The organism is Caulobacter sp. GW456-12-1-14-TSB4 (assembly GCF_059424195.1).
Map to the genome: position 1 here is coordinate 145,579 of NZ_JBWKZF010000011.1, position 25,198 is coordinate 170,776.

Genomic DNA, 25,198 nt, shown 5'->3' on the forward strand with positions numbered 1-25,198 from the left:
CCCACCGGGCGCCGGCATTTGTGTTGCGGATTTATTTCAGCGCCCCATTGCCGAAATTCGCGACTTCGATCCCCATGAATAGATCGGACAGTACCCGATAGATTTTTAGTACCCGCGTCAAAAATAATAAACTCGGGGAGAAAAACGTCATGGAGAAGGGAATCATCACGCGTTCATAAAGACAAAGAGGGGGCTATTAATGACTCGGCGTTTCAAACCTGCCTTGTTGGCGGGTATTTCTGCGCTTTCGGTTACTCTTGGATACTCTGCCTTAGCCTATGCCGCCGACACGCCCGACAAGGCGCCGGATCAGACTGAAGTCGACACCATCATCGTCACCGGCACGCGCCAGACCGGCCTGCGCGTCATCGACAGCCCCGCCCCCGTTCAGGTCGTCGACACCAGCACGCTGGAACGCACCGGCGCGGTCGACCTTCGCCTCGGCCTGGCCAACCTGGTTCCGTCGTTCAACGCCCAGGCGTTCGGCGGCGACACCGCCAACCTGACCCTTTCGGCCCGCCTGCGCGGCCTCTCGCCCAACCAGGCCCTGGTGCTGGTCAACGGCAAGCGCCGTCACACCACCGGCAACCTCGCCGTGCTGTCGGGCGTCTACCAGGGCGCCGCCGCCGCGGACCTGGGCTTCATCCCAATGGCCGGCATCGGCCGCATCGAAGTGCTGACCGACGGCGCCGCCGCCCAGTACGGCACCGACGCCATCGCCGGCGTCGTCAACATCATCCTGAAGAAGAACCCCTCGGGCGGCTCGATCTCGGCCACGGGCGGCGAATATTTCGACGGCGGCGGCAAGACGGCCGGCGGCGCGATCAATATCGGCATGGCGCCGACCGAGAACAGCTATCTGAACATCACCGTCGAGAGCAAATATCACGGTTTCTCCAACCGCGGCCTGCCCGACCAGCGCGTGTTCAACCCGGCCAGTTCCGGCTATTCGGCGGCCAACAACGCCGTCGAAAGCAAGATCCCCGGCTATCCGAACCTGAACCTGATCTCGGGCGACGCCGAGTACCGCCTGAACAACCTAACCTACAACGCCGGCATCGAATTACCGGCCGACTTCGAGGTCTATTCGTTCGGCACCCTGGGCCACAAGGACGCCTCGGCCTACGAGAACTACCGCCGCTACAACCGCATCATCGGCAAGATGGGCGCCGCCCTCGACATGCCGTTCCCCAAGGGCTTCAGCCCGCGTGAACGCATCATCGAGGACGACTACGCCATGACGCTGGGCGTCTCTGGCAAGCTCATGGGCTGGGACCTCGACGTCTCGTCGACCTACGGCAAGGACGACATCGAGGTCCGCGTCGAGGACTCGGCCAACGCCAGCCTCTATGTCGACACCTCGACCACGACGACCAAGGGCTTCACCCCGACCTCGTTCCACGCCGGCAGCTGGCGCACGACCCAATGGACCAACAACGTCGATCTGCGCCACGACTTCGAGGTCGGCTTCTCGGCCCCGGTGAACGTCGCCCTCGGTTACGAGCAACGCCGCGACACCTACCGTATCGGCCAGGGCGACGCCGCCTCGACCTACAAGGAAGGCTCGCAGTCCTATCCGGGCTTCCAGAAGACCGACGCCGGCGGCCATTCCCGCACCAGCTGGGCGCTGTACGGCGATGTCGCCGCCACCCCGGTTCCGGAGTGGAAGGTCGACGCGGCCGTCCGCTACGAGAAGTTCAGCGACTTCGGCGACACCACGGTGGTCAAGCTGACCAGCCGCTATGACTTCAACGAGATGTTCGCCATCCGCGGCACGGCCTCGACCGGCTTCCGCGCCCCGACCCTGGCGGAATCCTACTACTCGGCCACCAACGTCTCGCCGACCAGCGCCTTCGTGCAGCTGGCCCCGAACTCGGCGGCCGCTCGCCTGCTGGGCATCGACGGACTGAAGCCCGAGAAGTCGAAGAACTACAGCCTGGGCATCGTGGCCCACCCGATCCCGAAGATGACGGCGACGATCGACGCCTATCAGATCAACCTGAAGAACCGCATCTTCGGTTCCAGCTCGGTCTACGGTCTGCGCAACGGCGTGGTGGTCAACAGCAACGTCAACGCCGCGATCGCCGCCAATGGCAACGTGCTGGACAGCACGGTGGCCAGCACCGGCATCAACATCTTCTCGAACGGCCTGGACACCCGCACCCGCGGCCTGGACTTCGTGGTCGCCTATCCGACCGACCTGGGCGACATGGGCCGCATCGACTGGACGCTGTCGGGCAACTTCAACAAGACCAAGATCACCAAGGTCAAGGCCGCCCCGACCGCCCTGGCGACCACCAGCACCGCCTTCCCGTCGGGCCAGGTCCTGTTCGCCGGCAACGCCGCTTCGCTGCTCGAAAAGGCCGCGCCGAAGTACAAGATCGGCCTGAACGGCCTCTACACCTTCGGCAAGGTCTCGCTGTCGCTGACCGAAACCTTCTACGGCAAGGCCTCGGCCCTGTCGGATCCGGGCACCGGTCCGCTGCTGGACACCGTGGCCAGCAGCGCGGCGATCACCGACGCCGAGCTCTCGTACAAGTTCCCGGTCGGCGTCACCGCCGCGATCGGCGCCAACAACCTGTTCAACAAGTATCCGGACAAGTTCTCGGCCGCGTTCCAGACCGCCTGTGTCGCTTCGGGCGGCGGCTGCGTGACCCAGTACCCGGGCTTCTCGCCCTACGGCATCAACGGCGGCTACTACTATGGCCGCCTGACCTACGCCTTCTAGGGCTTGGGCTCAGACTGAACAGCGAAGGGGCGGACCGCGAGGTCCGCCCCTTTTGCTTGGGCGTCAGACGCTCCAGCCGCCGTCGATGGTCAGGCTGGCGCCGGTCATATAGCCCGCGCCGGGACCGGTCAGCCAGGCGACGAGGTCGGCGATCTCGTCCGGCTGGCCGACGCGGCCGAGCGGCAACCGAGGCCGGATGTAGTCCATAAGAGGCGCGGTCATGTCGGTCTCGACCGGGCCGGGCTGGACGTTGTTGACCGTGATCCCGCGCGGCGCGAAGTCCAGCGAGGCCCCGCGCACCAGCTGGGCCACCGCCGCCTTGGTCATGGCGTAGACACTGGACCCCGGGCTGCCGATCCGGTCGGCCGTGTTGCTGCCGATGGTGATGATACGGCCGCCGTCCAGCAGATGCGGCGTGGCATAGCGGATGGCGGCGAACACGCCCCGCACATTGACCGCCAGCATGCGGTCGAAGTCTTCGATGGCGAAATCGCCGATCGGGCCGCCCATCAGGATGCCGGCGTTGACCACCAGCACACCCAGCGGGCCAAAACGTTCGACCGCATTCTCGACCGCGCGGCGCACCGCCTCGGCGTCGGCGCTGTCGGCTTGGATCGCCAGGGCGGTCCCGCCAGCGGCCTGGATGTCCTGGACCAGGACTGCGGCCTTGTCGGGCGCGCTGACATAGGTGAAAGCGACCGGACGTCCCTCGGCGGCGAGGCGCCGGACGATGGCGGCGCCCATGCCGCGCGAGCCGCCGAAGACCAGGGCAGGCGCGGTGGGCGAGAAGGTGTCTGACATGATGGATTTCCGTTTTGGACTGATTGGTCCCAAATCCATGATCCATTCCGGACCAATCAGTCAATAACATTCTGGACTCATTGGTCCAGATCGCTAGGATGCGACAATGGCCAGACCCTCAGAGTTCGATCGGGATGAAGCGATCGCCAGCGCGATCAAGGTGTTCGCGCGCCATGGCTATGAGGCGGCGTCCACGAGCGACCTGCTGCAGGGCATGGGCATCGCCCGCCAGAGCCTCTACGGCGCATTCGGCGACAAGCGGCGGCTGTTCCTGGAAGCCCTGCGCCGCTACGCCGCCGACTCGCTGGCTCAGATGCGCGAGGCCCTGGACAAGGGAACGCCGGTCGAGGGGATCGAAGCCGCCCTGCTGGTCGGGCTGGGCTCCAGCGCCGATGTCGAGACCGGCTGCCTGGGCGTCGGCTCGATCGTCGAGTTCAGTCGCTCGGACACCGACGTCAACGCCCTGAACGACGCGGCCGGCGTCGCCGTGGTCACCGCTTTCGCCGAGCACGTTCGGGACGGGATCGCTGCCGGCCAGTTCGACGCCGGGCTGGATGCCGTGGCGGCCGCCAAGATGCTGCTGGCCCTACGCTCGGGCCTGAAGGTCTCGGCGCGCGGCGGCGTCGACGAGGCGGACCTCCGCGAGATGGCGCGCCTGGCCCTGCGTGGCCTGGCGCCCCGCTAGAGCCCCTTGCCCATCCGGATCAGCGGCACGCGGTAGCCCGTCGAGGTCACCGCCTCGAACGGCTCGATGTCGTGGTAGCCGCAGGCGCGGTACAGCGGCACGCCACCCATGGTCGCGGCCATCTCGACGCGCGTGAAGCCCTCGGCGCGGGCGGCGGCCTCGCAGGCGTCCAGCACGACGCGGCCGACGCCTTTGCGGGTGTGGTCGGGGTGGGTGTACATCGCGCGCACCCGGGCGGCGTCGATCTTCGGATCCAGCACGGCAGCGTCGCGGCCGGCCGAGTGGTCGCCGCCGAACAGGGTGGCGCGTCGACTCCATCCGCCACAGCCGGCGATTTCGCCACCATCTTCCACGACGAAATAGGTGCCGTCGGCGATCAGCTGGGTGTCCAGGCCCATGATCTCGAACGAGGCCTTCACGCCCTCGGGCGGCAGGAACGCTTGCAGCAGCTCGCCGATCGCGCGGTCCATCAGGGCCGACAGGACGGGCATGTCCTCGGCGCGCGCCAGGCGCAATTGAAGGGCGGGTTCGGACGAGTTCATCACGGTTCCATCACGTCGCGGCCGGACGCCAGCAAACAGGGATTCGCTGCGACGCCGGACAATGTTCCGCCCTCGCCCACCGATCGCTCACCCGCCGCCCCAGGCGCCCAATGCCAAGGCGACTGACATGTCACTTTGTGTCGCGATTGAAAACGGATTGCCTCGGGGAGGCGGTGATTTCGAGATGACGGCGTTCCGGCGCGACAGCGTCCGCCGGCCTCGAGCGCGACGTCCTCAGGCGCGCGCCGACAACAAGACGGGCGGGGATGTTATGAGCGGATTGGACGCGTCTTCGGCGGGTGGCGTACTCACCCGTCGTCGGTTCTTCGAAAGCCTGGCCGCGGTGGGCGGCATGTCGCTGGTGCTGTCGGGCATGGAGGCGCTGGGCTACGGCATGGCCTCGGCCACCGAGCTGCCGCCCGAACTGACCGGCGGTGCCAAGGGGACAAAGATCGTCATCCTGGGCGCGGGTCTGGCGGGCATGACCGCCGCCTACGAATTGAGCAAGGCTGGCTATCAGGTGCAGGTGCTGGAGGCCCGCGCCTATGCCGGCGGCCGCTGCCAGACGGCGCGCAAGGGCTTCAAGCACACCGACCTGATCGGCCACGAACAGACCTGCGAATTCGACGAGGGCCAGTACATCAACCACGGCCCGTGGCGGATCCCGTACCACCACCGCTCCACCCTGCACTACACCAAGAAGTTTGGCGTGCCGCTGGAGAGCTTCGTCAACGACAACGACGCGGCCTATATCTATTTCGAGAAGGGCCAGGGCCCGTTGGCCGGCAAGCCCGTCCGCAAGGGCGAGGTCGCCGCCGACATCCGCGGCTACACCGCCGAGCTGGTCGCCAAGGCCGCCAGCCAGGGCCAGCTGGATGCGCCGCTGAGCGGCATCGATCGCGAGAAGTTCGTCTCCTACCTGGTCACCGAAGGGCGCCTGTCCAAGGACCTGGCCTACAAGGGCACCGAGGGCCGTGGCTTCTCGGTCCACCCAGGCGCGGGCGTGGCCCCTGGCCCCGGCAAGGAGCTGCCGCCCTTCGCCTTCAAGGACGTGCTCGACAGCGGCGCGTGGAAGGTCCTGAGCTCGGTCACCGGCTACGAGCAGCAGCGCACCATGCTGCAGCCGATCGGCGGCATGGACCAGATCGCCAAGGCCTTCGAGAAGCAGGTCGGACCGATGATCCGCTACGGCGCGGTCGTCGAGAAGATCAAGCAGTCGCCCACCGGCGTGACGGTCTCGTACAAGGGCGCCGACGGCAAGGCGGCGGAGGTCACCGCCGACTACTGCCTGTGCACCATCCCGCTCAGCGTGCTGAAGCAGATCGACCTGGACGCCTCGCCCGGCTTCAAGGCGGCGATGAGCGGCGTGGCCTACGCCCCGGTCAACAAGATCGGCCTCCAGATGAAGAGCCGCTTCTGGGAGGACAACCACCACATCTACGGCGGCCACATCTATAACGACCTGCCCGGGATCAACACGATCACCCTGCCCTCCTATGGCTGGCAGGGTCAGAAGGGCGTGCTGCTGGGCTACTACGCGTTTGGCGGCGAGGCGGCGCGGATCAGCGCCAAGACCCCGGCCGAGCGCGCGGCCTTCGCGGTCGCCGCCGGCCAGAAGATCTTCCCGGAATACGCCGCCAATTTCGACAACGCCTTCTCCTTCAGCTGGCACCTGGCCGAGTACAATCTGGGGGGCTGGGCCGAGTGGGGCGAGACCGGCCGCAAGGATAGCTATCCCACCCTGTGCGAGCCCGACGGCCGCCTGTACCTGGCCGGCGAGCACCTCAGCTATCTGGGCGGCTGGCAGGCCGGGGCCATCGAGTCCGCCTGGCAGCAGATCGGCAAGATCCACGCCCGCGTGTCGCAAGCCTGAGCCCCGAGGACATGATGAGCAAAGCTATCCAACTCGCCGCCCTCGTCGCGGCGCTGACCCTTCCCGCGCTCGCTTCAGCGGCGACCCCGCAGTCGCAGTTCCTGGACAACTGCTCGGCCTGCCACCAGCCTACGGGCAAGGGCGTCAAGGGCGCCTTCCCGGCCCTGGCCGGCTCGGCCTTCGTGCAGGGCGATCCGAAGATCGTCATGACCACGGTGCTCAATGGCCGCGCCGGCATGCCGGCCTTCAAGGACGACCTGACCGACGCCGACCTGGCGGCCATCCTGACCTATGTCCGCTCGTCGTGGGGCAACAAGGCCTCGGCCATCAAGCCCGCCGACGTCCTGGCCGCCCGCAACGCCGCCAAGGCCGCCGCCAAGGCGCGCGGCCTGCAGGCCCACTAATCCAAATTCCAACGGGAGAAGATCATGAAACGCCTCATCGCCCTCGCCGCCGGCATCGTCGCCCTCGCCGGCTTCGACGCCGCCGCCCACGCTCAGGAGATCGTCCGGGGCGGCGATCCCAAGTCGCCGATCGCCAGTGTCGTCACCGTGCCGGCCGGCTTCGACACCATCTACGTCTCGGGCATGACCCCGCCGGTGATCGACGAGAAGGCCACGGGCGTGGCCAAGTTCGGCGACACCAAGACCCAGACCCTGGGCGTGCTGGGCCGCATCGAGGCCGCGCTGAAGACCCAGGGCGCGACCATGGCCGACGTCGTCATGATGCGCGTCCTGCTGGTCGGCGACCCGGCCAAGGAGGGCAAGATGGACTTCGCCGGCATGATGGAGGGCTACAAGACCTACTTCGGCACCGCGACCCAGCCCAACAAGCCCTCGCGCATCACCAGCCAGATCACCTCGCTGGTCCAGGACGGCATGCTGGTCGAGATCGAGGTCCAGGCCGCGAAGAAGAAGTAGCGCGGAGCCCACGCGGGGCTCCCATTTCACCGTTCCACGAAATAATTTCGTGACAACGTTGTCAAATCGCTTCCAGACGGCTATATGGAACTCAGCCCTTTCGGGCGTTTCCTCCCAATGACTCGGCCGCCTTCTTCTCCTGGAAGGCGGCCGTTCTTTTGTCTGGCGTCCGGCTCACCAGCTGCGCAGGCCCGGCGGAAGCTCCGACGCCGCGCAGTAGCGGAACGTCTCGCCCGCGCCGCCCCGCTTGAGGGTGAAAGTCAGATTGTCCTGGATGTCGATCGTCGCCGCCTCGGTCGAGCGCGGTCCGGGTCCCCGGCCCGCGTCGATGCAGGACTGCTCGATATCGTAGGACTTGCCCCGCTGGCCGACGATCTTGATCCGGCAGGCATGCGTGTGGGCCCCGCTCAGCCCTTCGCCATCATAGCGGCGCAGCGCCGCGTTGGGCGGGTCGCTGCAAGGGATGTCGGCCGAGACGAAGATGCCGTGCTTGAGCGGCAGGACGCCGCCCAGGTCACGCGACGGCTCGATCAGCGCCTCGCGCTCGGGCGCGGCGGCTGGCGCTGGCGCGGATGGCGCCGCGGGCGTCGGCGCCGCCGGGGCGCTCGCCGGCGCTTCGGCCTTGTCGGCCGGCGCGGACCGCTCGCCGCATGCGGCCAAGGCCAGGATGGAAAGCACGCTGGCGACCATGGCTCGTGAAGACATGCGGGATTCCTTTCTACGCGTCTCCCGTAGAGACGCGTAGAGGCCCGCGACCGATCCCCACCCCGGTCGTCAGCTTGACGCGCGCATCTCCGAGATCGCGCTCATCACGAGGGTGAACAGCGCCCCGGCCAGCAACCAGCCGCCGCCATAGACAAGGGCTGGCGCGAAGATCGCCGGCAACAGCTTGAACTGATACGCGATGAACAGCGCCACGCCGGTCACGGCCATGAGCTTGTTCCGCGTCTCCAGGAGCTCGTCGTCGAAAGGCAGCGCCAGCAGCCTTTGCAGGAGCAGGGCGAAGGTCGTGGCGACGGCGGCGAACGCGATCAAGGCGCCGTCCTGCGTCTTGGCGACCGTCAGGATCATGGCGACGGAGATCGCCAGCAGACCCGCTGTCGCCGCGAGAAGAGCCCATCTCGCCGGCATCGATCGACGCATGAGCCACAGATAGAGGCCAACGGCGCCGACCGAGAAGCTGTAGCACACCGATGCGGCCGCCATGGCCGGCAGCTCCCAGCGCCCGTCCGGAACGATCGGCCTCAGCGCCAGCCACCAGCCCACGATCGGGATGTTGAAGATCAGGACCTGATACGGATAGACGGCGATGGAGAGGTCCGGATTGAGCATGTGGCTCCGCGCCATGAAGCCCAACGCGATCATCCCCGGCAGCAGCAGCCCGATCTGGGTCGGGGGAATGAACGGGGAAGCGGCGAGAAGTCCGATCCCGAAGAGCATCCAGCCGCTCTTGGCCACGCGCGGTCCATCAGACACTTGAACGCTCCACCCACCCCGGAATCGAGCGGGTAAAATGGAGTGCTTCGAAACACCTCCGCAATGGGCTCGAAGCGCGCCTGGGCGATGACGAGCCAGCCATCACCCAAGACAATAGATAACAATAAAATCGATAGACATAGTTTGACACGATACAGCAAGCATCTGGAAATGTTATCATTTTCCGATGTAGAAATGTTCAACCATTGAGCCACAAGCCGCTCAATATTTAGCCCACAATCAGAAGATGGGCGCAGTTCAGCGCCACTATGCTTCGCCGAGACCCGCTCACGTCTCAGCCTTGGACATTCGACACGCCCTTCCGCTCGACCGGAAGACCGCGGTTGTCGTCGTCCAAGGGGATAGTCCGATGAAATTCACCAAGTCCGCCGCGCTCGCTGGCGCCGCCATGATGCTCGCCCTGGCCGCCGCCGGGTCGGCCTCGGCCCAAGCCATGACCACGCCGTCGATGAGTTGGCCCCTGGCCGCCAATCCCAAGCCGACCTCGATCGACGCCGGGCCGCTGGGCAATGTCTATGTCACCGGCGCGATCAGCGGCATCGGCTATGTGCAGGACCGCAAGGCCGGCAGCGACGTCAAATCCCGTGGCGACATCTCCAACGCCCAGGTGATGGTCCAGACCACCGAGGGGCCGATCCAGTTCTTCGCCCAGTTCGGCGCCTACTCGTTCCCGACCATCGGCGTCCCCTATGGCGAGGCGACCGACAACACCAAGAACACCTTCGGCACGGTGTCGCAGGCGTTCGTGAAGTTCGTGCCCAGTGAGAACTTCTCGATCATGGTCGGCAAGCTCCCGACCCTGATCGGCGCCGAGTACAGCTTCACCTTCCAGAACGCCAACATCACCCGCGGCCAGCTGTGGAACCAGGAGAACCTGATCAACCGCGGCGTCCAGGTGAACTACGCCGCCGGCCCGCTCAGCATCTCCGCCTCGCTGAACGACGGCTTCTATTCCGACAAGTACAGCTGGGGCTCGGCCCTGGTGTCCTACGCCGTCAACGACAAGAACGTCATCGCCTTCGCCGGCGGGGCCAATTTCGACAAGGCGGTCGACGTCTCCACCTCGGCCACGCCGCTGCTGCAGAACAACTCCGAAATCTACAACCTGATCTGGACCCACACCAACGGGCCGCTGACGATCATGCCCTACGTCCAGTACACGCGCGTGCCCAAGATGCCGTCGCTGGGCGTCACCGAGAAGGCCTCGACCACGGGCGTGGCGGTGCTGGGCAAGTACAGCTTCAGCGACACCTTCTCGCTGGCCGCCCGGGCTGAACACATCACCACCGACGGCAACGGCGTGACCAACCTGCTGTATGGCCCCGACAGCAAGGCCACGACCCTGACCCTGACGCCCACCTACCAGAAGGGCGCGTTCTTCGTGCGGGGCGAGGTCGCCTACATCAAGCTGAACGACTACGCCGCTGGCTCGGGCCTGGGCGCCAATGGCGACAAGAAATCCCAGACCCGCGCGCTGATCGAGACGGGCATTCTGTTCTAGAACTGGAACTGGCCCCGTCTTCTCTCGTGGGAGACGGGGCGGTCTTAAGCTGCTCAGGCCGAGATGTTGACCAGCGTGCCGGTCAGCTCGCCCGTGGTCTGCGCCAGGGCCGCGCCGGCCGAGGCCGTGGCCTGGGCGTTGGTCTGAGCCACCGCCAGCTGCGTCAGGTCGACGATCTTCGCGGCGGCGTCGCTCGAAGTGGCCGGGCGCGGCGTGTACTGGGCGGCGTTGGAGGCGGAAATCTGCACGACGCGTTCCTCTGCGGATCGCGGGCAATCTGGGCGGCAAGCCTTAAGCAGGCCTGACCAAACAGGGTTAACCCTCAGGCCGTGACAATGCGTCCTTCCCGCGCCTCGACCGGCCACGGCGAAAGCTTGGCGCCCACGCAGGGACCGCCGACGCAGGCCCCCTCCTCCACCGTGAACACGGCCCCGTGCCACGAGCACATGATCAGCTCGCCGTCGGGGGTCAAATAGCGGTCCAGTTCCTGGGCCAGCGGCAGGCCGGCGTGCGGGCAGCGGTCGACATAGCCGAACACCGCCTCGCCCCGGCGCACCACGAAGCCGTGGAAGCGGTTCTCGCCGATCTGCAGCACATAGTTCCGCGCCTTGCCGTCGGCGATCAGGTCCAGCGGGCCGAGATTGATCCCGGCGCGCGTCGACCAGATCCGTCCGACCGTGGCAGGCGCGTCTTCGCTCAAACCCGCTCGACCGTCTGCTCGATGGCGCCGAAGATCGTGTGGCCCTTGGCGTCCTTCATCTCGATGCGGATGGTGTCGTCGCCCAGCAGGAACGGCGTCTTGGCCGCGCCGTGCAGGATGGTCTCGACCGTGCGCAGCTCAGCCAGGCACGAATAGCCCAGGCCGCCCTCGCTGATCGGCTTGCCGGGACCGCCGTCCTCGCCACGGTTGCTCACCGTGCCCGAGCCGACGATCGTGCCGGCGCTCAAGGACCGGGTCTTGGCGGCGTGGGCCACCAGGGTGCCGAAGTCGAAGGTCATATCGACGCCGGCATTGGCCTTGCCGAAGTCCTTGCCGTCCAGCTCGACCAGCAGCGCGCCGTGCAGCTTGCCGTCCTTCCAGGCGTCGCCCAACGCTGCGGGCGACACCGCCACCGGCGAGAAGGCGCTGTGCGGCTTGGATTGCACGAAGCCGAAGCCCTTGCCCAACTCCGCCGGGATCAGGTTGCGCAAGCTGACGTCGTTGCACAGCATGACCAGGCGGATGGCCGCCAGAGCCTCCTCGCGGGTCGCGCCCTGCGGCACGTCGTCGACGATCACGGCGACCTCGCCCTCCAGGTCACAGCCCCAGCTGGCGTCCGCCAGCGGGATCGGGTCACGGGGGGCCAGGAAGCCGTCCGACGCGCCCTGGTACATCAGGGGATCGGTCCAGAAGCTCTCGGGCATCTCGGCGCCGCGCGCCTGACGCACCAACTGCACGTGGTTCACATAGGCCGAGCCGTCGACCCACTGATAGGCGCGCGGCAGCGGGCTCAGGGCGTCGTGCTCATGGAAGCGTTCCTGCGGCACGGCGCCGTGCTCGAGGCTGTCGGCCAGCCCCTGCAACATCGGCCCGCAGCGCTCCCAGTTGTCCAGCGCGGCCTGCAACGTCGGCGCGATGGTCCCGGCGTCGGTGAACCAGGCCAGGTCGTTGGAGACCACCACAAGCCGGCCGTCGCGGCCGCCCTTGAGAGACGCGAGCTTCATCGGCGCTTCCTCTTATTCTGTTCTCGTTACGGCAGGCGGGCTTTGGGGAAGCCCGTCCAGCACGCGTCATAGTCACCCTGAAGCGCCGAAGTCTCCAGCGCGAACTTCGTCGGCCGGATCACCCAGCGGCTTTCGAACATGAAAGCCATGGTCCCGTCGATCTTGTGCGGCCCCAACTCGGCCTCGGTCGCCTTCTTGTGGCTGGCCACGTCCGGGCCGTGATCACTCATGCAGTTGTGCAAGGACGCCCCGCCCGGCGAGAAGCCGCCCTCCTTGGCGTCATAGGCGCCGTGGACCAGACCCATGAACTCGCTCATCACGTTGCGGTGGAACCACGGCGGGCGGAACGTGTGCTCGGCCACCATCCAGCGCGGCGGGAAGATCACGAAGTCGCAATTGGCCGTCCCAGGCGTATCGCTGGGCGAGGTCAGGACCGTGAAGATCGACGGATCAGGGTGGTCGAAGCTGACCGTATTGATCGTGTTGAAGCGCGACAGGTCGTAGCGGTACGGCGCGAGATTGCCGTGCCAGGCCACGACGTCCAGCGGGCTGTGATCCCACTCGGCGGTCCAGAGCGCGCCCTGGAATTTCTGGATGACCTGCGTCGGCGCATCGACATCCTCGAACGCCGCCACGGGGGTCTCGAAATCGCGCGGATTGGCCAGGCCGTTGGAGCCGATCGGTCCCAGGTCCGGCAGCTTGAACGCCGCGCCGTAGTTCTCGCAGACATAGCCGCGCGAGGGGCCGTCGACCTCGACGCGGAAGCGCACGCCGCGCGGGATCACCGCGATATGGCCGGGGCCGGCCTTCAGCACGCCGAACTCGGTGACCAAGGTCAGCACGCCCTGCTGCGGCACGATCAGCAGCTCGCCGTCGGCGTCGTAGAACACGCGGTTCTGCATCGAGGCGTTGGCGAGGTAGAGGTGGACACCCATGCCGTTCAGCGTCGCGGCGTCGGCGTTGCCGGCCAGGGTGACGAGGCCGTCCACGAAGTCGGTCGGCGCGGCCGGGATTTCCAGCGGGCTCCAGCGAAGGCGGTTGGGCGTCACCGGGCCGTCGAAGCGCGAGACCAGCTTGTCCTGGGCGTAGGGCGCGTACGGCCCGTGGCCGGCGCTGGGCCGCAGGCGGTAGAGCCAACTGCGCTTGTTCTCGTGACGCGGGGCGGTGAAGGCCGTGCCGGACAGCTGCTCGGCATAGAGCCCGAACGGAACCCGCTGCGGCGAGTTCTGGCCCACCGGCAGGGCGCCGGCCACGGCCTCGGTGGCGAAGTGGGCGCCGAAGCCGGTTTGGTATTTGAGCGCATCTGTCATGTGGTCGGAATCTCTTCGCTTCCTCCCCACGCCGTTTCCCCGGCGAAAGCCGGGGCCCAGATTCATCCTGAGCTGTTCGTGGGTTTCACCTGGGTCCCGGCTTTCGCCGGGAAGACGGGAGAGAGGTAAGCATCCTCCCTCCCCGACCGGAAGGCCTACGCCTCGACCGTGATCACCCCACGGCGGATCTGGTCCAGCTCGATGCTCTCGAACAGGGCCTGGAAGTTGCCGTTGCCGAAGCCCTGGTTGCCCTTGCGCTGGATGATCTCGAAGAAGATCGGGCCGAACAGGTTCTCGGTGAAAATCTGCAGCAGCAGACCTTCGTCGCCGACATTGCCGTCCAGTAGGATGCGGTTCTTCTTCAGGCGCTCCAGGTCCTCGCCGTGGCCGGGGACGCGCTTGTCGACCAGCTCGTAATAGGTCTCGATGGTGTCCTGCAGCTTCACGCCGCGGACGCGCAGCTTCTCGACCGTGCCGTAGATGTCGTCCGTGGTCAGGGCCAGGTGCTGGATGCCCTCGCCGTTGTACTGGCGGATGAACTCCTCGATCTGGCTCTTGTCGTCCTGGCTCTCGTTCAGCGGGATGCGGATGGCCTTGTCGGGCGCGATCATCGCCTGGCTGAACAGGCCCGTGGCCTGGCCCTTGATGTCGAAGTACTTCTGCTCCTCGAAGCCGAACACCGAGTTGTAGAAGGTCGACCAGGTGCGCATCTGGCCGCGCTTGACGTTGTGGGTCAGGTGGTCGAGCAGGTCGAGGCCGACATTGTTCTTGGCCTCTTCCAGGGCCGCGCCCGGAACCTGCTCCCAGCTGTCATAGATGGTGCCGCCGTCGCCGTAGCGGTCGACGAGATACAGCAAGGACCCGCCGATGCCTTCCAGCACCTTGGCGTCCGCGCCCAGCAGCGAGCGCGAGGCGTCGGCGGCCTTGGCGCCGCGCGCCAGGGCGTCGGCATAGGCCTGCTCGACGTTCTCGACGCGGAAGGCCATGCCGTTGGCCGACGGGCCGTGGGCTTGCCGGAAATCGGCGACCTGGCCGGCCGTCTCCTGGTTGACGATCAGGTTGATGCGGCCCTGCTTGTAGCGGGTCGCGGCCTTGGTCGGGTGCTTGCTGGCGGCGACGAAGCCCAGCTGCTCGATCAGGCCGATCATGGCCGCCGGATCGGGGCTGGTGAACTCGACGAACTCGAAGCCGTCGAGGCCCAGCGGGTTCTGTTCAGTCACGAGGGTCATGCGGGTTCTCCCTGCAGGCAGGCGTTCAGCGCCCGCGCGAATGTGTCGATGTTCTCAACGGTCAGGCCGGCCAGATTGATGCGGCCGGAACCCGCCATGTAGATCGCGTGGTCTTCACGCAGCTGGGCCACCTGGGCCGGCGACAGCGGCAGCAGGGCGAACAGGCCGTGCTGACCGGCCAGCGGCGCCAGCACCGGGACCGCCGTCGCCAGACGCTGGCGCAGGTCGGCCACGCGGGCGCGCATGGCTTCCAGTTCGGACTTCCAGAGCGTCGTGAGGGTCTCGCTCTCGAGGATAACACGAACCGTGGCGGCGCCGTGATCCGGCGGCATCGACCAGTTGGTGCGGGCCAGGGCGCGGATGTTGCTGGCGGCCAGGTCCAGGGTCGCGGCGTCACGGGTGAGCGTGTAGAGCGCGCCGACCCGCTCGCGGTACAGGCCGAAGTTCTTGTCGCAGGAATAGGCCAACAGGCCGTCCTCGGCGGCGGCCAGGACAAGGCGCATGCCGGCGGCGTCTTCCTCGAGGCCCAGACCCAGGCCCTGATAGGCCAGGTCGATCAGCGGCGTGATCCCCTTACGACCAACGAGCTCGGCGATCGCCGCCCATTGCTCCAGGCTGTAGTCGGCGCCCGATGGGTTGTGGCAGCAGGCGTGCAGCAGCACCGCGTCGCCAGCACGCGCCGTTTCCAGCGCCGCCAACATCTCGTCGAAGGGCAGCTTCTGGGCGCGCTGGTCGTAGTGGCGGAAGGTGACCGTCTCGATGCCCAGTTGGTCCAGGATCTGGGTGTGGTTGGGCCAGGTCGCCGCGCCGATGAACATGCGGATGTCGGGCTTGGCGGCCTTCAGCAGCTCGCAGGCCAGACGCACCGCGCCGGTGCCGCCCGGCGTCTGGACCCCGAACATCTCATGGCCGACCGCGTCGCCGAAGATGATCGGCTTCAAGAGGTCCAGGAAACCGATGTCGCCCTCGGGGCCGAGATACGACTTGGTGGTCTGGGTGTTCAGCAGGATCTGCTCGGCGGTCTTCACGCATTCCAGCACCGGCGTCGCGCCGGCGTCGTCGCGGAACACGCCCACGCCCAGGTCGATCTTCGCGGGGCGCGGGTCGCGGCGATAGAGGCCGATCAACGACAGCAGGGAGTCCGGCGCCTGAGGCGTCAGGCCGGTGAACACGGAGGAGGTCATGGCGCTTTCCGGACGGCCCGCCGGCCTGGAGGCCGGGGAAGTTTCGACGGAAAGCAGCTTATCGCGGTCCTGAAGTCAGAACGTGGCGATGATGACCATGGTGGATGTCAATTCGGTCACATCATGCCAACGGATAACGCCGAACTCGGCACGACATGATCAATCCATATAGTCCAGCGGCAGGGCCGTGGAATCCTTGACCGTGTCCAGCACGAAGGCCGAGCGCACGTCCTTCACGGCGGGCATCTTCAGCAAGCGCTGCATCATCAGGTCGCCATAGGCGTCGAGGTCCGGCGCCACCACCCGCAGCAGGTAATCGTAGCTGCCGGTCATCACATAGCAGCCGACCACCTCGGGCTCGCGCAGCACCGCCTGCTTGAAGGCCTCGGCCGCCCCCTCGGTGTGGTCGACCTGCACCTCGACATAGGCCAGCACGCCCAGCTGGGCCTTGCGCCGGTCCAGCAGCGCGACATAGCCGCTGATCAGCCCCGAGGCCTCCAGCTGCTTGACCCGCCGCAGGCACGGACTGGGCGACAGCCCCACCCGCTCGGCCAGGTCGACGTTCGAGATCTTGCCGTCCTCCTGCAGGATCTGGAGGATTTTCCGATCGGCGCGGGTGAGCTTCATCGTGACCGGTTCAGGCTAGGCATTGGCAGGATGTGCCAAGCTAGCGCATTTCCAAGTCCGTAGGGAGACGAGCCTTGCGTAAGGCTCCGCTTGACGCTCTACCATCGGGCGAGACGCACAGCGCCAGGACCCCGCCATGACCGACAGCCCCTTCGCCTCGCCCAAGAAGCTGAAGACGCCGTTCCAGCAACAGGGCCAGCGGGTCCTGGGCGGCGCGACGATCGTGCTGATCCTGCTGCTGGGCTCGTGCAGCGTGCTGTCGCACAGCACCACGGTCGAGCCAGGCAATGTCGGCGTGAAGATTCGCACCCTGGGCGCCTCGGCCGGCGTCGCGCCCGAGCCCCTGCCCGCCCGCTGGTACTTCCGCGGGATCGGCGAGCGGATCATCCAGTATCCGGTGATCCAGCGCACCTACAGCTACACCCGCGAGAAGGACGAGCGCGGCAACGAGAACGAGGAGATCACCTTCTCCGACAACACCGGCCTGCCGATGACGGCCGATATCTCGGTGACCCTGCAGGTCAATCCGGCCTCGGCCCCGAACCTCTACCAGACCTACCGCCTGTCGTTCGACCAGCTGTTGGACGGACCGATCCGCAACGACGTCCGCTCGGCCGTCGCCGCCGAGGCCGAGAAGGTCGGGGTGGAGACCCTCTACAGCGGCGGCCGCCAGCAGGTGATCCAGCGCGCCTATGCCCGGGTGTCGAACAAATGGGCCCGCCACGGCGTGACGGTCTCGCAGCTCGACTGGATCGGCTCGATCCGCTACCCGGCGGCCATCATCCAGCAGATGCAGGCCAAGACCCAGCTGGAGCAGGAAGCCCTGGCCGCCAAGGCTCTGGAAGCCAAGGAAACCGCCCTGGCCAACGCCGCCATCGCCAAGGCGCGCGGCGAGGCCGAGTCGATCCGCATCAAGGGCGAGGCGCTGCGCGCCAACCCGCAGGTCCTTCAGCAGCTGGCCATCGAGAAGTGGAACGGCGAGCTGCCAAAGGTCACCGGCGGGTCCACGCCGTTCGTGAAGATCGACTAGAGCTGATACCCGTTCGCCGTCAGGCAGCGGTCTGTCGCTGCCTCGATGGCGGCGTCGCGGCCGTGGCGGGACTTGCCCTTGGTCCGGTCGTAGGGGGCCTTCAGGCGCAGGCCGGTGTCGCCGCCGGGCGTCGCCTGGGCGGCGGGCGAGGCCGACGAGATCTTGAAGTTGTCGGTCTTGCCCGCCCGCACCTGGTCGCGGCACGAGGCGAAGGTGGTGGCGAACATGCGCTCGTCGCTGCTGGGCCCGCCGCTGGCCATCCGGCCGCCCATCGCGCAGCCGCTGACCGCGACGGTCAGCATCAAACCGGTGGTCACACGCATCACTAGGCTCATGGCCGCCTCCAGGATTGTTCCTGAAGGCAGCGTATGAGCGTCGGTATCGGTTCCTACTTCGCCGCTTCCATCTCCTCGCCCAGCCACGCCTTGCGGAAAGCCAGCTGCGCCTCCGTGGGCTTCAGGTCGGCCTTTTCGTAGCGGACGACCTCGATGGTCGGGTCGGCGGCGATCTTCAGCGGGGCTTCGCGGGTCTGGCCGCGTTGGACGAACTTCACCGTCGTGGCGTCGTCTGGCTTCAGGCGGTCGAGGGCGTCGGTCCAGTCGCCGTCGTTGGCGAACTCGAAGCGACCGATGCTGACGATCCGGTCGCCGATCTCGACGCCGGCCGCATAGAGCGGGCTGTTCGGGACCGGCGGGGCGTCCAGGATCACGTCGGTCCCGCTGACCTTCACGCGCGACGCGCCCAGCCAGGCCTTCTTCGGCGACTTGGGCCGCAGCTTCAGGCCGGCCTTGTCGAGGAGCGGCGCGAAGTCCGGCAGGGCCGAGCCTTCGATGCTGGCCTTGAAGAAGGTGTCGGCAAAGGCCTGGTCACCGGTCGTCTTGGCCAGGGCCGCGCGGATGTCGGCGGGCTTGTAGGGCTTCTCCGGCGCGCCGTGGACGCGCCACATCTGCTTCATGAAGTCGTCGAGGGTCACCGGCGTCTCGCGCCCGCGCATCTGCAGGTCCAGGGCCAGGCCGATGATCGCGCCGTACGGATAGTACGAGGTGAAGATGTTCGGATTGGTCGGGTCCAGCGCGGCGGCGGCGTCGACGAACGGGGCGCGCAAGCTCATCTCCTGCGGCGAGCCATAGAGGCGGCCCGGGCCGGTCACCACGCCATTCAGCGTGCCCGACAGCCCGGTAAGGAACTCGTCTACGGTAGACTGGCCCGCGCGGCGGATCAGCAAGGGGCCGTAGTACTGGGTGAAGCCCTCGGCCAGCCACAGCGACGGGGTCGGATTGGCCTTGGTGAAGTCGAACGGCTCCAGCTCGGCCGGGCGGATGCGCTCGACGTTCCAGGCGTGGAAGAACTCGTGGCTGGCCGTGCCCAGCTGGCTGAAATTGCCCCGGAACAGCGAGCGCGGCTGGCTGATGAAGGTCGAGTTGCGGTGCTCCATGCCGTCGCCGGTGATCTGCGGCATGTAGTCGGCGATGAACGTGTACTGGCCGTGGTCGAACTTCGGCAGCTCGCCGAACACCTTGATGTGCTGGGGCACGATGGCCTTCAGCTTCTCGACGAACTTGTCGGCGTCCTCGTCCGTGCCCGGGTTATGCAGCGCCAGGCGGAAGGTGTAGGTGCGGCCGCTGTCGGTCACCTGCCACTCGCGCACCGTCAGGGCGGCGATCTCGGTCGGGCTGTCCATGAAGTACTGCAGGTTCGGCGCCCAGTAGGCGTCAGCCTGACCCGCCACCGCCGGCAGCTGGGTGGCGATCTTCCAGCTGGGGTCGGCGCGCTTGAAGGTTACGCGGATCGGCTTGGCGTCATAGCCTTCGGCCCACAGGAAGGTGGCCGGCATGTTCAGGTGGGCGTGGGTCGTGTCGACCTGCGAATAGGTGCCGTCGCCGCGATCGGCATAGAGCGTGTAGGTGACCTTCACGGTCCCGTCGTGGCCCGCCACGGTCCAGCCGTAGGGCTCGCTGCGCTCGACCTTCAGCGGCTTGCCAGCGCCGTCGACGGCGCTGACCTGGTAGACGTTCTTGGCGAACTCGTGGATCGCGTAGCGGCCCGGCGACGAGCGCGACATCCGCACCTTCAGCGGCCCCTTGGGCACGCCGCGATAGGTGGCGACGATCTGGGCCTCGTGGTGGCGGGCGTTGTCGAACGAGACCTCGTACTGGGTCGGCGCGTTGACGCCCGGGTCTTGAGCCGCCGCGGCCCCGGTCGCGACGAAGGCCAGGCCCGCCAGGCCGAACAGAACTTTCCGCATGAATTTCCCCCGCCGCGAACCGTCGCGATCGAAGGCGGCACTCTGGCCCAGGCGGAACGGGAGTCGCAAGGCGAAGCCCGCAAAGCAAAACGCCCCGGGTTTCCCCGGGGCGTTTCGTAGTCACTTAGGTCGTTTGGAAGGATCCCGCTTGGGGTCTTCCTTTCAATTGGCCAGGCGACGCAGGAACGACGGGATTTCCAGGTCCTCGCCGTCGTCGGTCTGCGGCGTCTCGATCGGCTGCAGCTGCGGACGGGCGCTCTGGGTCGAGCGGGCCTGCGGCTGCGGAGCCGCCGAAGCCTGCTGCTCGTAGCGCTGACGACCGCCGCCGAACATCGAGAAGAAGCCACCGCCCTGCTTCTGGGGACGACGCTCTTCGTAGTAGTTGTTCTCCGGGAACAGCGGCTCTTCGGCGGCGACGTCATCGACCATCGGGTCGACGATGCGGGTCACCGGCCGGGGCGCAGGCGCGGAAATACGCGGTTCTTCAGCTACACGCGGCTCGTCGTAGTACAGCTCGGCTTCCGGCTCCGGCTGGGGCGCGGACATGACGATCTCGGGCTCCGGAGCCGGCATGGGCTCGGGCGCGAAGGCCGACGACGGACGCTCGACGGGACGAGCGGCTTCGTAGCGGCCGGTCGGACGGGCCGGTTCCGGCTGCGGGGCCGGACGGGTGGTGTCGGCGATCAGCGGCTGGGTCGTGGTGTTGCGGGTGACCGGCTTCGGCTCGATCTGGGCGATCGAGGCGCCGTCCATGCCCGTGGCGACCACCGACACGCGGATCACGCCTTCCAGCGACGGATCGAACGCCGCGCCGAAGATGATGTTGGCTTCCGGATCGACCTGGTCCGAGATCGCGTTGGCGGCCTCGTCGACTTCCAGCAGGGTCATGTCCATGCCGCCGGTCACGTTGACCAGCACGGCCTTGGCGCCCTTCAGCGAGACTTCGTCCAGCAGCGGGTTGGCGATGGCGTTCTGAGCGGCCATCAGGGCGCGGTCTTCGCCCGTGCCCTCGCCGGTGCCCATCATCGCCTTGCCCATCTCGGTCATGACCGTGCGGACGTCGGCGAAGTCGAGGTTGATCAGGCCCGGCAGGACCATCAGGTCGGTGATCGAACGGACGCCCGAGTGCAGCACCTGGTCGGCCATGCCGAAGGCTTCGGCGAAGGTCGTGCGCTCGTTGGCGACGCGGAACAGGTTCTGGTTCGGAATGACGATCAGGGTGTCGACGTAGCGCTGCAGCTCCTGGATGCCGCTATCGGCCAGGCGCATGCGGTGACGACCTTCGAAGTGGAAGGGCTTGGTCACGACGCCAACGGTCAGGATGCCGCGCTCGCGAGCGCACTTGGCGATGATCGGGGCCGCGCCAGTGCCGGTGCCGCCGCCCATGCCGGCGGTGATGAAGACCATATGGGCGCCGTCGAGGTGCTCACCGATCTCCGGGAACGACTCTTCGGCGGCGCTCATGCCGACTTCGGGATGGGCGCCAGCGCCCAGGCCCTGCGTGATCTGCACGCCGAGCTGGATGCGACGGTCCGTCTTGGCGAACTGCAGCTGTTGCGCGTCGGTGTTGGCCACCACGAACTCGACACCTTCGAGGCCCGCCTCGATCATGTTGTTCACGGCGTTGCCGCCAGCGCCGCCGACGCCGAACACCACGATACGCGGCTTCAGTTCAGTCGTACGCGGCGCAGAAAGAGAAATAGCCATGGGACCCTCGCGTCCTTAACGCCGAAATCGTCGAATGTAGACCTCGGCGACACCCAATCGCCGGGGATGCCTCGACGATCGTGTTAACAGAACAACCACCATCGTTAATCGGCAGTTAACTGCATAATCTGAGTCGTGGTCTGGTCGAGCGCGACCGTGGGATAAATTGTGGTCTATCAACAGAATCTCCAAAGGAACCAAGGGTTCCACCGGGGATTCACAGACGCGTGCGACCGAACGACGCTAAGCGCGAATTCTGGCGAATATACGCTGACTCGGACAGCAAAAGGCCCGGCCGAGAAGCTCGGCCGGGCCTTTAAAGTTAAGCAGTACAGTTAATCACGCTTAAAACTTAGAAGCTTGGCTACTGGTCCAAGCTAGAGGTTGTCGCGCAGCCACGCGGCGGCCTTGGCCATCGGCGAAGCATTGGGATCGAGCGGACGCTTGCGGACCGGGCCACCGGCTAGGGCCTTCGAGGAAACGGCTTCGCGCGGCCCGAAGGCGGTGCGGTGCAGGGTGCCGGCGGCGGCGCAGAAGGCGGGACCCGAGGCCGCGTCGGCCAGGTGCGGCACGCGGCGCGGACGACCCAGGCGGACCGGGCGATCGAACACGCGGACGGCGACTTCGCGGACGCCGGCCAGCTGGCTGGCGCCGCCCGTCAGGACGATGCCCGCGCCCGGCTCGACCGGCGCGCCCGAGGCCTTCAGGCGCTCGCGCAGCAGTTCCAGGGTCTCTTCGACGCGCGGCTGGATGATGCCCTTGAGCAGGCTGCGGGGCGCGATTACCGGACCCGCGCCCGGATCGTCGCCGCGCGGCGGGGCCTCGATCATCTCGCGATCCTCGTTGGCCGAGGCGATCGCCGAACCGTGCAGGGTCTTGATGCGCTCGGCGCCGACCACCGAGGTCTGCAGGCCACGAGCGATGTCCTGGGTCACGTGACCGCCGCCGACCGACAGGCTGTCGACGTGGCACAGGGCGCCGTTGTTGAACACGGCCACCGAGGTCGAGCCGCCGCCCATGTCGATGCAGACGGCGCCCAGATCCATCTCGTCCTCTTCCAGGGCCGCCAGGGCCGAGGCGAACGGCGCGGCGACCACGCCCTCGAAGGACAGGTGGGCGCGTTCGACGCAGTGGGCCAGGGTGTGGAAGATGTTCTCGTTGACCGAGACGACCAGCAGCTCGAGACCCAGCGAGCGGCCGAACATGGCGCGCGGGTCGCGGATGCCGCGCTGGCCGTCGACCGACCAGGCGATCGGCAGCAGGTGGATCGGCTTGCGGCCGGGAATGCGGACCTGGGCCAGGGCCGAGGTGATGGCGCGCGACAGGTCGCCGTCGCCGATCGGGCGGGCGCCCAGCGAAACCTGTGTGTGGACGCGGTTCGACGCCAGCTGGCCGCCGGCCGTGCAGACCGACACGCCCTGGACGTTGACGCCGGCCACGGTCTCGGCGCGCTCGACCGCCTGGGCGATCGCCTGGGCGGCCTCGTCCAGATTGACGATCGCGCCGCCGCGCACGCCGCGCGACTGGACGTAGCCGACACCGGCCGTCGTCAGGGTGCGGTTGTCGCGGTGGACACCGTCGGCCTTCATGATGAAGCACGTGACCTTGGACGCGCCCAGGTCGACGGCCGCGATGGCGGGCTGGCGCACGAGCGTGGCCTTCAGGCCCTCGCGAGCTTGCTTCCGTTCCTCCAATCGCGACATCGCTATCGTCACCTCAGCACATCATTTCGTCGTCTACGCCCCGTCAGCCGCCGGTGCTCCGGGGAGCACGGCGTCGCGGGGTCTGACAGCCACCATTTCGGGGTCGCGCAGATCGATCCGCGCAAATCCCATGTCGAGGATTCGCTGTCGTTGGTCGAGCTGATCCAATTGAATCAGCGCGGATTCTTCGTCAATGGCCGGCAGCTGGATCAGCGAACCGTCCTTCAGTCTCAAGTCCCAGCGGCGATCGTCGACGCGCACCAGCGCTTCGAGACGATCCCGCAGGCGCGGCCGGGAGGCCACGGCCGGCAGGATCAGGCCGGCCGCCTGGTCGGCGCCCTGCCCCACCACCAGCGGCAAGGCGGGGAAGCGGGCCGGATCGGCCTCGCTGATCACCCGGCCTTCGCCGTCGATCACCTTCATGCGGCCCTGGTTCTGCCAGACGGCGAGAGCCGGGCGTTCCTCCACCGCGATCAGCACGGTGTCGGGCAGCATGCGCACGACCTTGGCGTCCTTGACCCAACCCACGCCCTGCACCCGCGTGCGGACGTCGTTCAGGTCCATGCCCAGCGTCGGCTGGTTCAGATAGAGGCCCGAGGCCGCCAGAATATCGCCTTGCGCGGTCGCCGAGGCGCCGCGGATGTGAACCGTCTTCAACTTGAAGCCCGCCGAAGCGAACGAGTTGTCGACGCCGTGGACCATGGACACGCCGATGCGCTCGGCCCGGTGGCCGGTCGCCAGCATGATCACAAGACCGAGACCCAAGGCCGCGCCCGCAACGCTCAGGGCCACCGTGGGCGACAAACCCACGCCCTTGGCGGCGTGCAACTTCGCGGCCGGCTGCGCCCCCCGGGGCGCCGGCTTGCCTTTGCTCGGACTTGCGGGCGCTTCGGCCCGGGGTCGCCTAGGCTTAGGCGGTCCCCCCCGCACTACAGCGGGCATAAGCGTCCTCCACGATCCATAGAACTAGTTGGTCAAAAGGGATCCCGACGTGATCGGCCTGCTCGGGAGCGAGCGAGGTCGGCGTCATGCCGGGCTGCGTGTTGACCTCTAGAAGGACCAGAATGTCGTTAATGTCGTCATAACGGAAGTCGGACCGGGTCACCCCTTGGCAACCAAGAGCGGTATGGGCCAACTCGGCCATCCGCATCGCTCTATCCCTTACGCCATCAGGGATTGGGGCCGGCAGGACGTGGATTGAACCACCTTCGGAGTACTTGGCTTCGTAGTCATAGAAACCTGTGGATGCACGGATATCCGTTACCGCCAGCGCCCTGGGACCTTTTGACTCACCCATCACCGCGACGGCCAATTCCAACCCCCGGATGTAGGGCTCAACCATCACTTCCTCGCCGTAAGTCCACGACGGAGAGGCAAGTTCTTCCGGCGGACGGTTCGCGCCCTCGAACACCAGGAACACCCCGACCGACGATCCCTCGGCATTGGGCTTAACGACATAGGGGGGCTGCAACACATGGTCGCGCGCGACATCGTGTCGGTTGTAGAGGCCGCCGCCCGGGACGATCACGCCGGCGGCCGCCAGCACGGCCTTGGCCTTGGCCTTGTCCATGGCCAGCGCCGAGGGCAGGACGCCCGAGTGGGTGTAGGGCAGCTTCAGCGTTTCCAGGACGCCCTGGACGCAACCGTCCTCGCCCCATTCGCCGTGCAGGGCGTTGAAGACCATGTCGGGCTTGGTGGCGGTCAGGACCTGGGCGATGTCGATGCCGGGGTCGATCCGCGAGACCTTGGCCCCCAGCCGCTCCAGCGCATCGGCGCAGGCCGCGCCCGACACCAGGCTGACCTTGCGTTCCGACGAAGGGCCGCCGAGCAGGACGGCGATATGGCGGCCGGAGAGAGGGAGGGTCATGGAGGCGCTCTATGAGCCCTCCCCCTTGATGGGGGAGGGTTGGGT

Annotated in this window: 25 protein-coding genes; 7 read left to right on the forward strand and 18 right to left on the reverse strand. The window is 67.1% G+C overall.

All coding sequences use genetic code 11. The features are described 5' to 3' along the window. Nucleotides 1-226 precede the first annotated feature (226 nt). Nucleotides 227-2,728 carry a TonB-dependent receptor plug domain-containing protein gene (locus AC07YH_RS12940; protein WP_494747388.1) on the forward strand — a complete coding sequence of 834 codons (2,502 nt, stop codon included), beginning with the start codon at nucleotides 227-229 and terminating at the stop codon, nucleotides 2,726-2,728. 63 nt (nucleotides 2,729-2,791) lie between these two features. Here the strand turns inward: AC07YH_RS12940 and AC07YH_RS12945 are convergent, their stop codons facing one another. After that, a complete protein-coding gene (locus AC07YH_RS12945; RefSeq protein ID WP_494747389.1) occupies nucleotides 2,792-3,529 on the reverse strand; it encodes an SDR family NAD(P)-dependent oxidoreductase in 738 nt (245 codons plus the stop codon). Between the two features lie 106 nt (nucleotides 3,530-3,635). On the opposite strand from AC07YH_RS12945, the gene AC07YH_RS12950 reads away from it, so the two are divergent. Continuing rightward, nucleotides 3,636-4,214, forward strand: a complete 579-nt coding sequence (locus AC07YH_RS12950; RefSeq protein ID WP_494747390.1) for a TetR/AcrR family transcriptional regulator — start codon at nucleotides 3,636-3,638, stop codon at nucleotides 4,212-4,214. Here the strand turns inward: AC07YH_RS12950 and AC07YH_RS12955 are convergent. Then, on the reverse strand, nucleotides 4,211-4,756 hold the full coding sequence (locus AC07YH_RS12955; protein ID WP_494747391.1) for a GNAT family N-acetyltransferase: 546 nt from the start codon (nucleotides 4,754-4,756) through the stop codon (nucleotides 4,211-4,213). The genes AC07YH_RS12950 and AC07YH_RS12955 overlap by 4 nt on opposite strands. Before the next feature lie 271 nt (nucleotides 4,757-5,027). Between AC07YH_RS12955 and AC07YH_RS12960 the strand changes: the two genes are divergently transcribed. From AC07YH_RS12960 to AC07YH_RS12970, 3 genes are read left to right on the forward strand one after another with little or no spacing between them, the layout of a single operon-like run. Beyond that, nucleotides 5,028-6,629 carry a flavin monoamine oxidase family protein gene (locus AC07YH_RS12960; protein WP_494747392.1) on the forward strand — a complete coding sequence of 534 codons (1,602 nt, stop codon included), beginning with the start codon at nucleotides 5,028-5,030 and terminating at the stop codon, nucleotides 6,627-6,629. Between the two features lie 14 nt (nucleotides 6,630-6,643). Further along, nucleotides 6,644-7,033: a c-type cytochrome gene (locus tag AC07YH_RS12965; protein WP_494747393.1), complete on the forward strand. Its 390-nt coding sequence runs from the start codon at nucleotides 6,644-6,646 to the stop codon at nucleotides 7,031-7,033. Nucleotides 7,034-7,057: 24 nt separating this feature from the next. Then, nucleotides 7,058-7,549, forward strand: a complete 492-nt coding sequence (locus AC07YH_RS12970) for a RidA family protein (RefSeq protein WP_494747394.1) — start codon at nucleotides 7,058-7,060, stop codon at nucleotides 7,547-7,549. 174 nt (nucleotides 7,550-7,723) lie between these two features. Here the strand turns inward: AC07YH_RS12970 and AC07YH_RS12975 are convergent, their stop codons facing one another. After that, complete coding sequence (locus AC07YH_RS12975) at nucleotides 7,724-8,254, reverse strand: hypothetical protein (RefSeq protein WP_494747395.1); 531 nt, start codon at nucleotides 8,252-8,254, stop codon at nucleotides 7,724-7,726. A gap of 69 nt (nucleotides 8,255-8,323) precedes the next feature. Then, nucleotides 8,324-9,007 carry a hypothetical protein gene (locus AC07YH_RS12980; RefSeq protein WP_494747396.1) on the reverse strand — a complete coding sequence of 228 codons (684 nt, stop codon included), beginning with the start codon at nucleotides 9,005-9,007 and terminating at the stop codon, nucleotides 8,324-8,326. A gap of 388 nt (nucleotides 9,008-9,395) precedes the next feature. Here AC07YH_RS12980 and AC07YH_RS12985 point away from each other — a divergent pair, with 388 nt between their 5' ends. Continuing rightward, the gene (locus tag AC07YH_RS12985) at nucleotides 9,396-10,547 is read left to right on the forward strand and encodes an outer membrane beta-barrel protein (RefSeq protein ID WP_494747397.1); all 1,152 of its coding nucleotides are present in this window, start codon (nucleotides 9,396-9,398) and stop codon (nucleotides 10,545-10,547) included. Nucleotides 10,548-10,600: 53 nt separating this feature from the next. On the opposite strand, the gene AC07YH_RS12990 is transcribed toward AC07YH_RS12985, so the two are convergent. The 7 genes from AC07YH_RS12990 to AC07YH_RS13020 form a co-directional block, all read right to left on the reverse strand. Then, nucleotides 10,601-10,795, reverse strand: coding sequence for a hypothetical protein (locus tag AC07YH_RS12990; RefSeq protein WP_494747398.1), 195 nt, complete (start codon nucleotides 10,793-10,795; stop codon nucleotides 10,601-10,603). Between the two features lie 74 nt (nucleotides 10,796-10,869). After that, nucleotides 10,870-11,247, reverse strand: coding sequence for a Rieske (2Fe-2S) protein (locus AC07YH_RS12995; protein WP_494747399.1), 378 nt, complete (start codon nucleotides 11,245-11,247; stop codon nucleotides 10,870-10,872). After that, a complete protein-coding gene (locus AC07YH_RS13000; protein WP_494747400.1) occupies nucleotides 11,244-12,251 on the reverse strand; it encodes a fumarylacetoacetate hydrolase family protein in 1,008 nt (335 codons plus the stop codon). The genes AC07YH_RS12995 and AC07YH_RS13000 overlap by 4 nt, the downstream gene beginning before the upstream one ends. Nucleotides 12,252-12,277: 26 nt before the next feature. Further along, nucleotides 12,278-13,561 (reverse strand): homogentisate 1,2-dioxygenase, encoded by a 1,284-nt coding sequence (hmgA, locus tag AC07YH_RS13005; protein WP_494747401.1) that lies wholly within the window; start codon nucleotides 13,559-13,561, stop codon nucleotides 12,278-12,280. 155 nt (nucleotides 13,562-13,716) lie between these two features. Further along, the gene (gene hppD, locus AC07YH_RS13010) at nucleotides 13,717-14,790 is read right to left on the reverse strand and encodes a 4-hydroxyphenylpyruvate dioxygenase (RefSeq protein WP_494747402.1); all 1,074 of its coding nucleotides are present in this window, start codon (nucleotides 14,788-14,790) and stop codon (nucleotides 13,717-13,719) included. Next, nucleotides 14,787-15,974: an amino acid aminotransferase gene (locus AC07YH_RS13015; protein ID WP_494747403.1), complete on the reverse strand. Its 1,188-nt coding sequence runs from the start codon at nucleotides 15,972-15,974 to the stop codon at nucleotides 14,787-14,789. The genes hppD and AC07YH_RS13015 overlap by 4 nt, the downstream gene beginning before the upstream one ends. A 159-nt stretch (nucleotides 15,975-16,133) precedes the next feature. After that, nucleotides 16,134-16,601: an Lrp/AsnC family transcriptional regulator gene (locus AC07YH_RS13020; protein WP_494747404.1), complete on the reverse strand. Its 468-nt coding sequence runs from the start codon at nucleotides 16,599-16,601 to the stop codon at nucleotides 16,134-16,136. Between the two features lie 136 nt (nucleotides 16,602-16,737). On the opposite strand from AC07YH_RS13020, the gene AC07YH_RS13025 reads away from it, so the two are divergent. Continuing rightward, on the forward strand, nucleotides 16,738-17,631 hold the full coding sequence (locus AC07YH_RS13025) for an SPFH domain-containing protein (RefSeq protein WP_494747405.1): 894 nt from the start codon (nucleotides 16,738-16,740) through the stop codon (nucleotides 17,629-17,631). Here the strand turns inward: AC07YH_RS13025 and AC07YH_RS13030 are convergent. The 7 genes from AC07YH_RS13030 to AC07YH_RS13060 form a co-directional block, all read right to left on the reverse strand. Then, the gene (locus tag AC07YH_RS13030; RefSeq protein WP_494747406.1) at nucleotides 17,628-17,966 is read right to left on the reverse strand and encodes a hypothetical protein; all 339 of its coding nucleotides are present in this window, start codon (nucleotides 17,964-17,966) and stop codon (nucleotides 17,628-17,630) included. The genes AC07YH_RS13025 and AC07YH_RS13030 overlap by 4 nt on opposite strands. Before the next feature lie 53 nt (nucleotides 17,967-18,019). Continuing rightward, nucleotides 18,020-19,876 (reverse strand): M61 family metallopeptidase, encoded by a 1,857-nt coding sequence (locus tag AC07YH_RS13035; RefSeq protein WP_494747407.1) that lies wholly within the window; start codon nucleotides 19,874-19,876, stop codon nucleotides 18,020-18,022. Nucleotides 19,877-20,038: 162 nt separating this feature from the next. Continuing rightward, nucleotides 20,039-21,583, reverse strand: a complete 1,545-nt coding sequence (gene ftsZ, locus AC07YH_RS13040; protein ID WP_494747408.1) for a cell division protein FtsZ — start codon at nucleotides 21,581-21,583, stop codon at nucleotides 20,039-20,041. A 15-nt stretch (nucleotides 21,584-21,598) separates the two neighbouring features. Then, nucleotides 21,599-21,685: a hypothetical protein gene (locus AC07YH_RS13045; RefSeq protein WP_494747417.1), complete on the reverse strand. Its 87-nt coding sequence runs from the start codon at nucleotides 21,683-21,685 to the stop codon at nucleotides 21,599-21,601. Nucleotides 21,686-21,960: 275 nt separating this feature from the next. Continuing rightward, on the reverse strand, nucleotides 21,961-23,286 hold the full coding sequence (gene ftsA / locus AC07YH_RS13050) for a cell division protein FtsA (protein ID WP_494747409.1): 1,326 nt from the start codon (nucleotides 23,284-23,286) through the stop codon (nucleotides 21,961-21,963). A 33-nt stretch (nucleotides 23,287-23,319) separates the two neighbouring features. Beyond that, nucleotides 23,320-24,228 carry a cell division protein FtsQ gene (gene ftsQ, locus AC07YH_RS13055; protein ID WP_494747410.1) on the reverse strand — a complete coding sequence of 303 codons (909 nt, stop codon included), beginning with the start codon at nucleotides 24,226-24,228 and terminating at the stop codon, nucleotides 23,320-23,322. Then, on the reverse strand, nucleotides 24,197-25,153 hold the full coding sequence (locus AC07YH_RS13060) for a D-alanine--D-alanine ligase (protein WP_494747411.1): 957 nt from the start codon (nucleotides 25,151-25,153) through the stop codon (nucleotides 24,197-24,199). The genes ftsQ and AC07YH_RS13060 overlap by 32 nt, the downstream gene beginning before the upstream one ends. Nucleotides 25,154-25,198 lie beyond the last annotated feature (45 nt).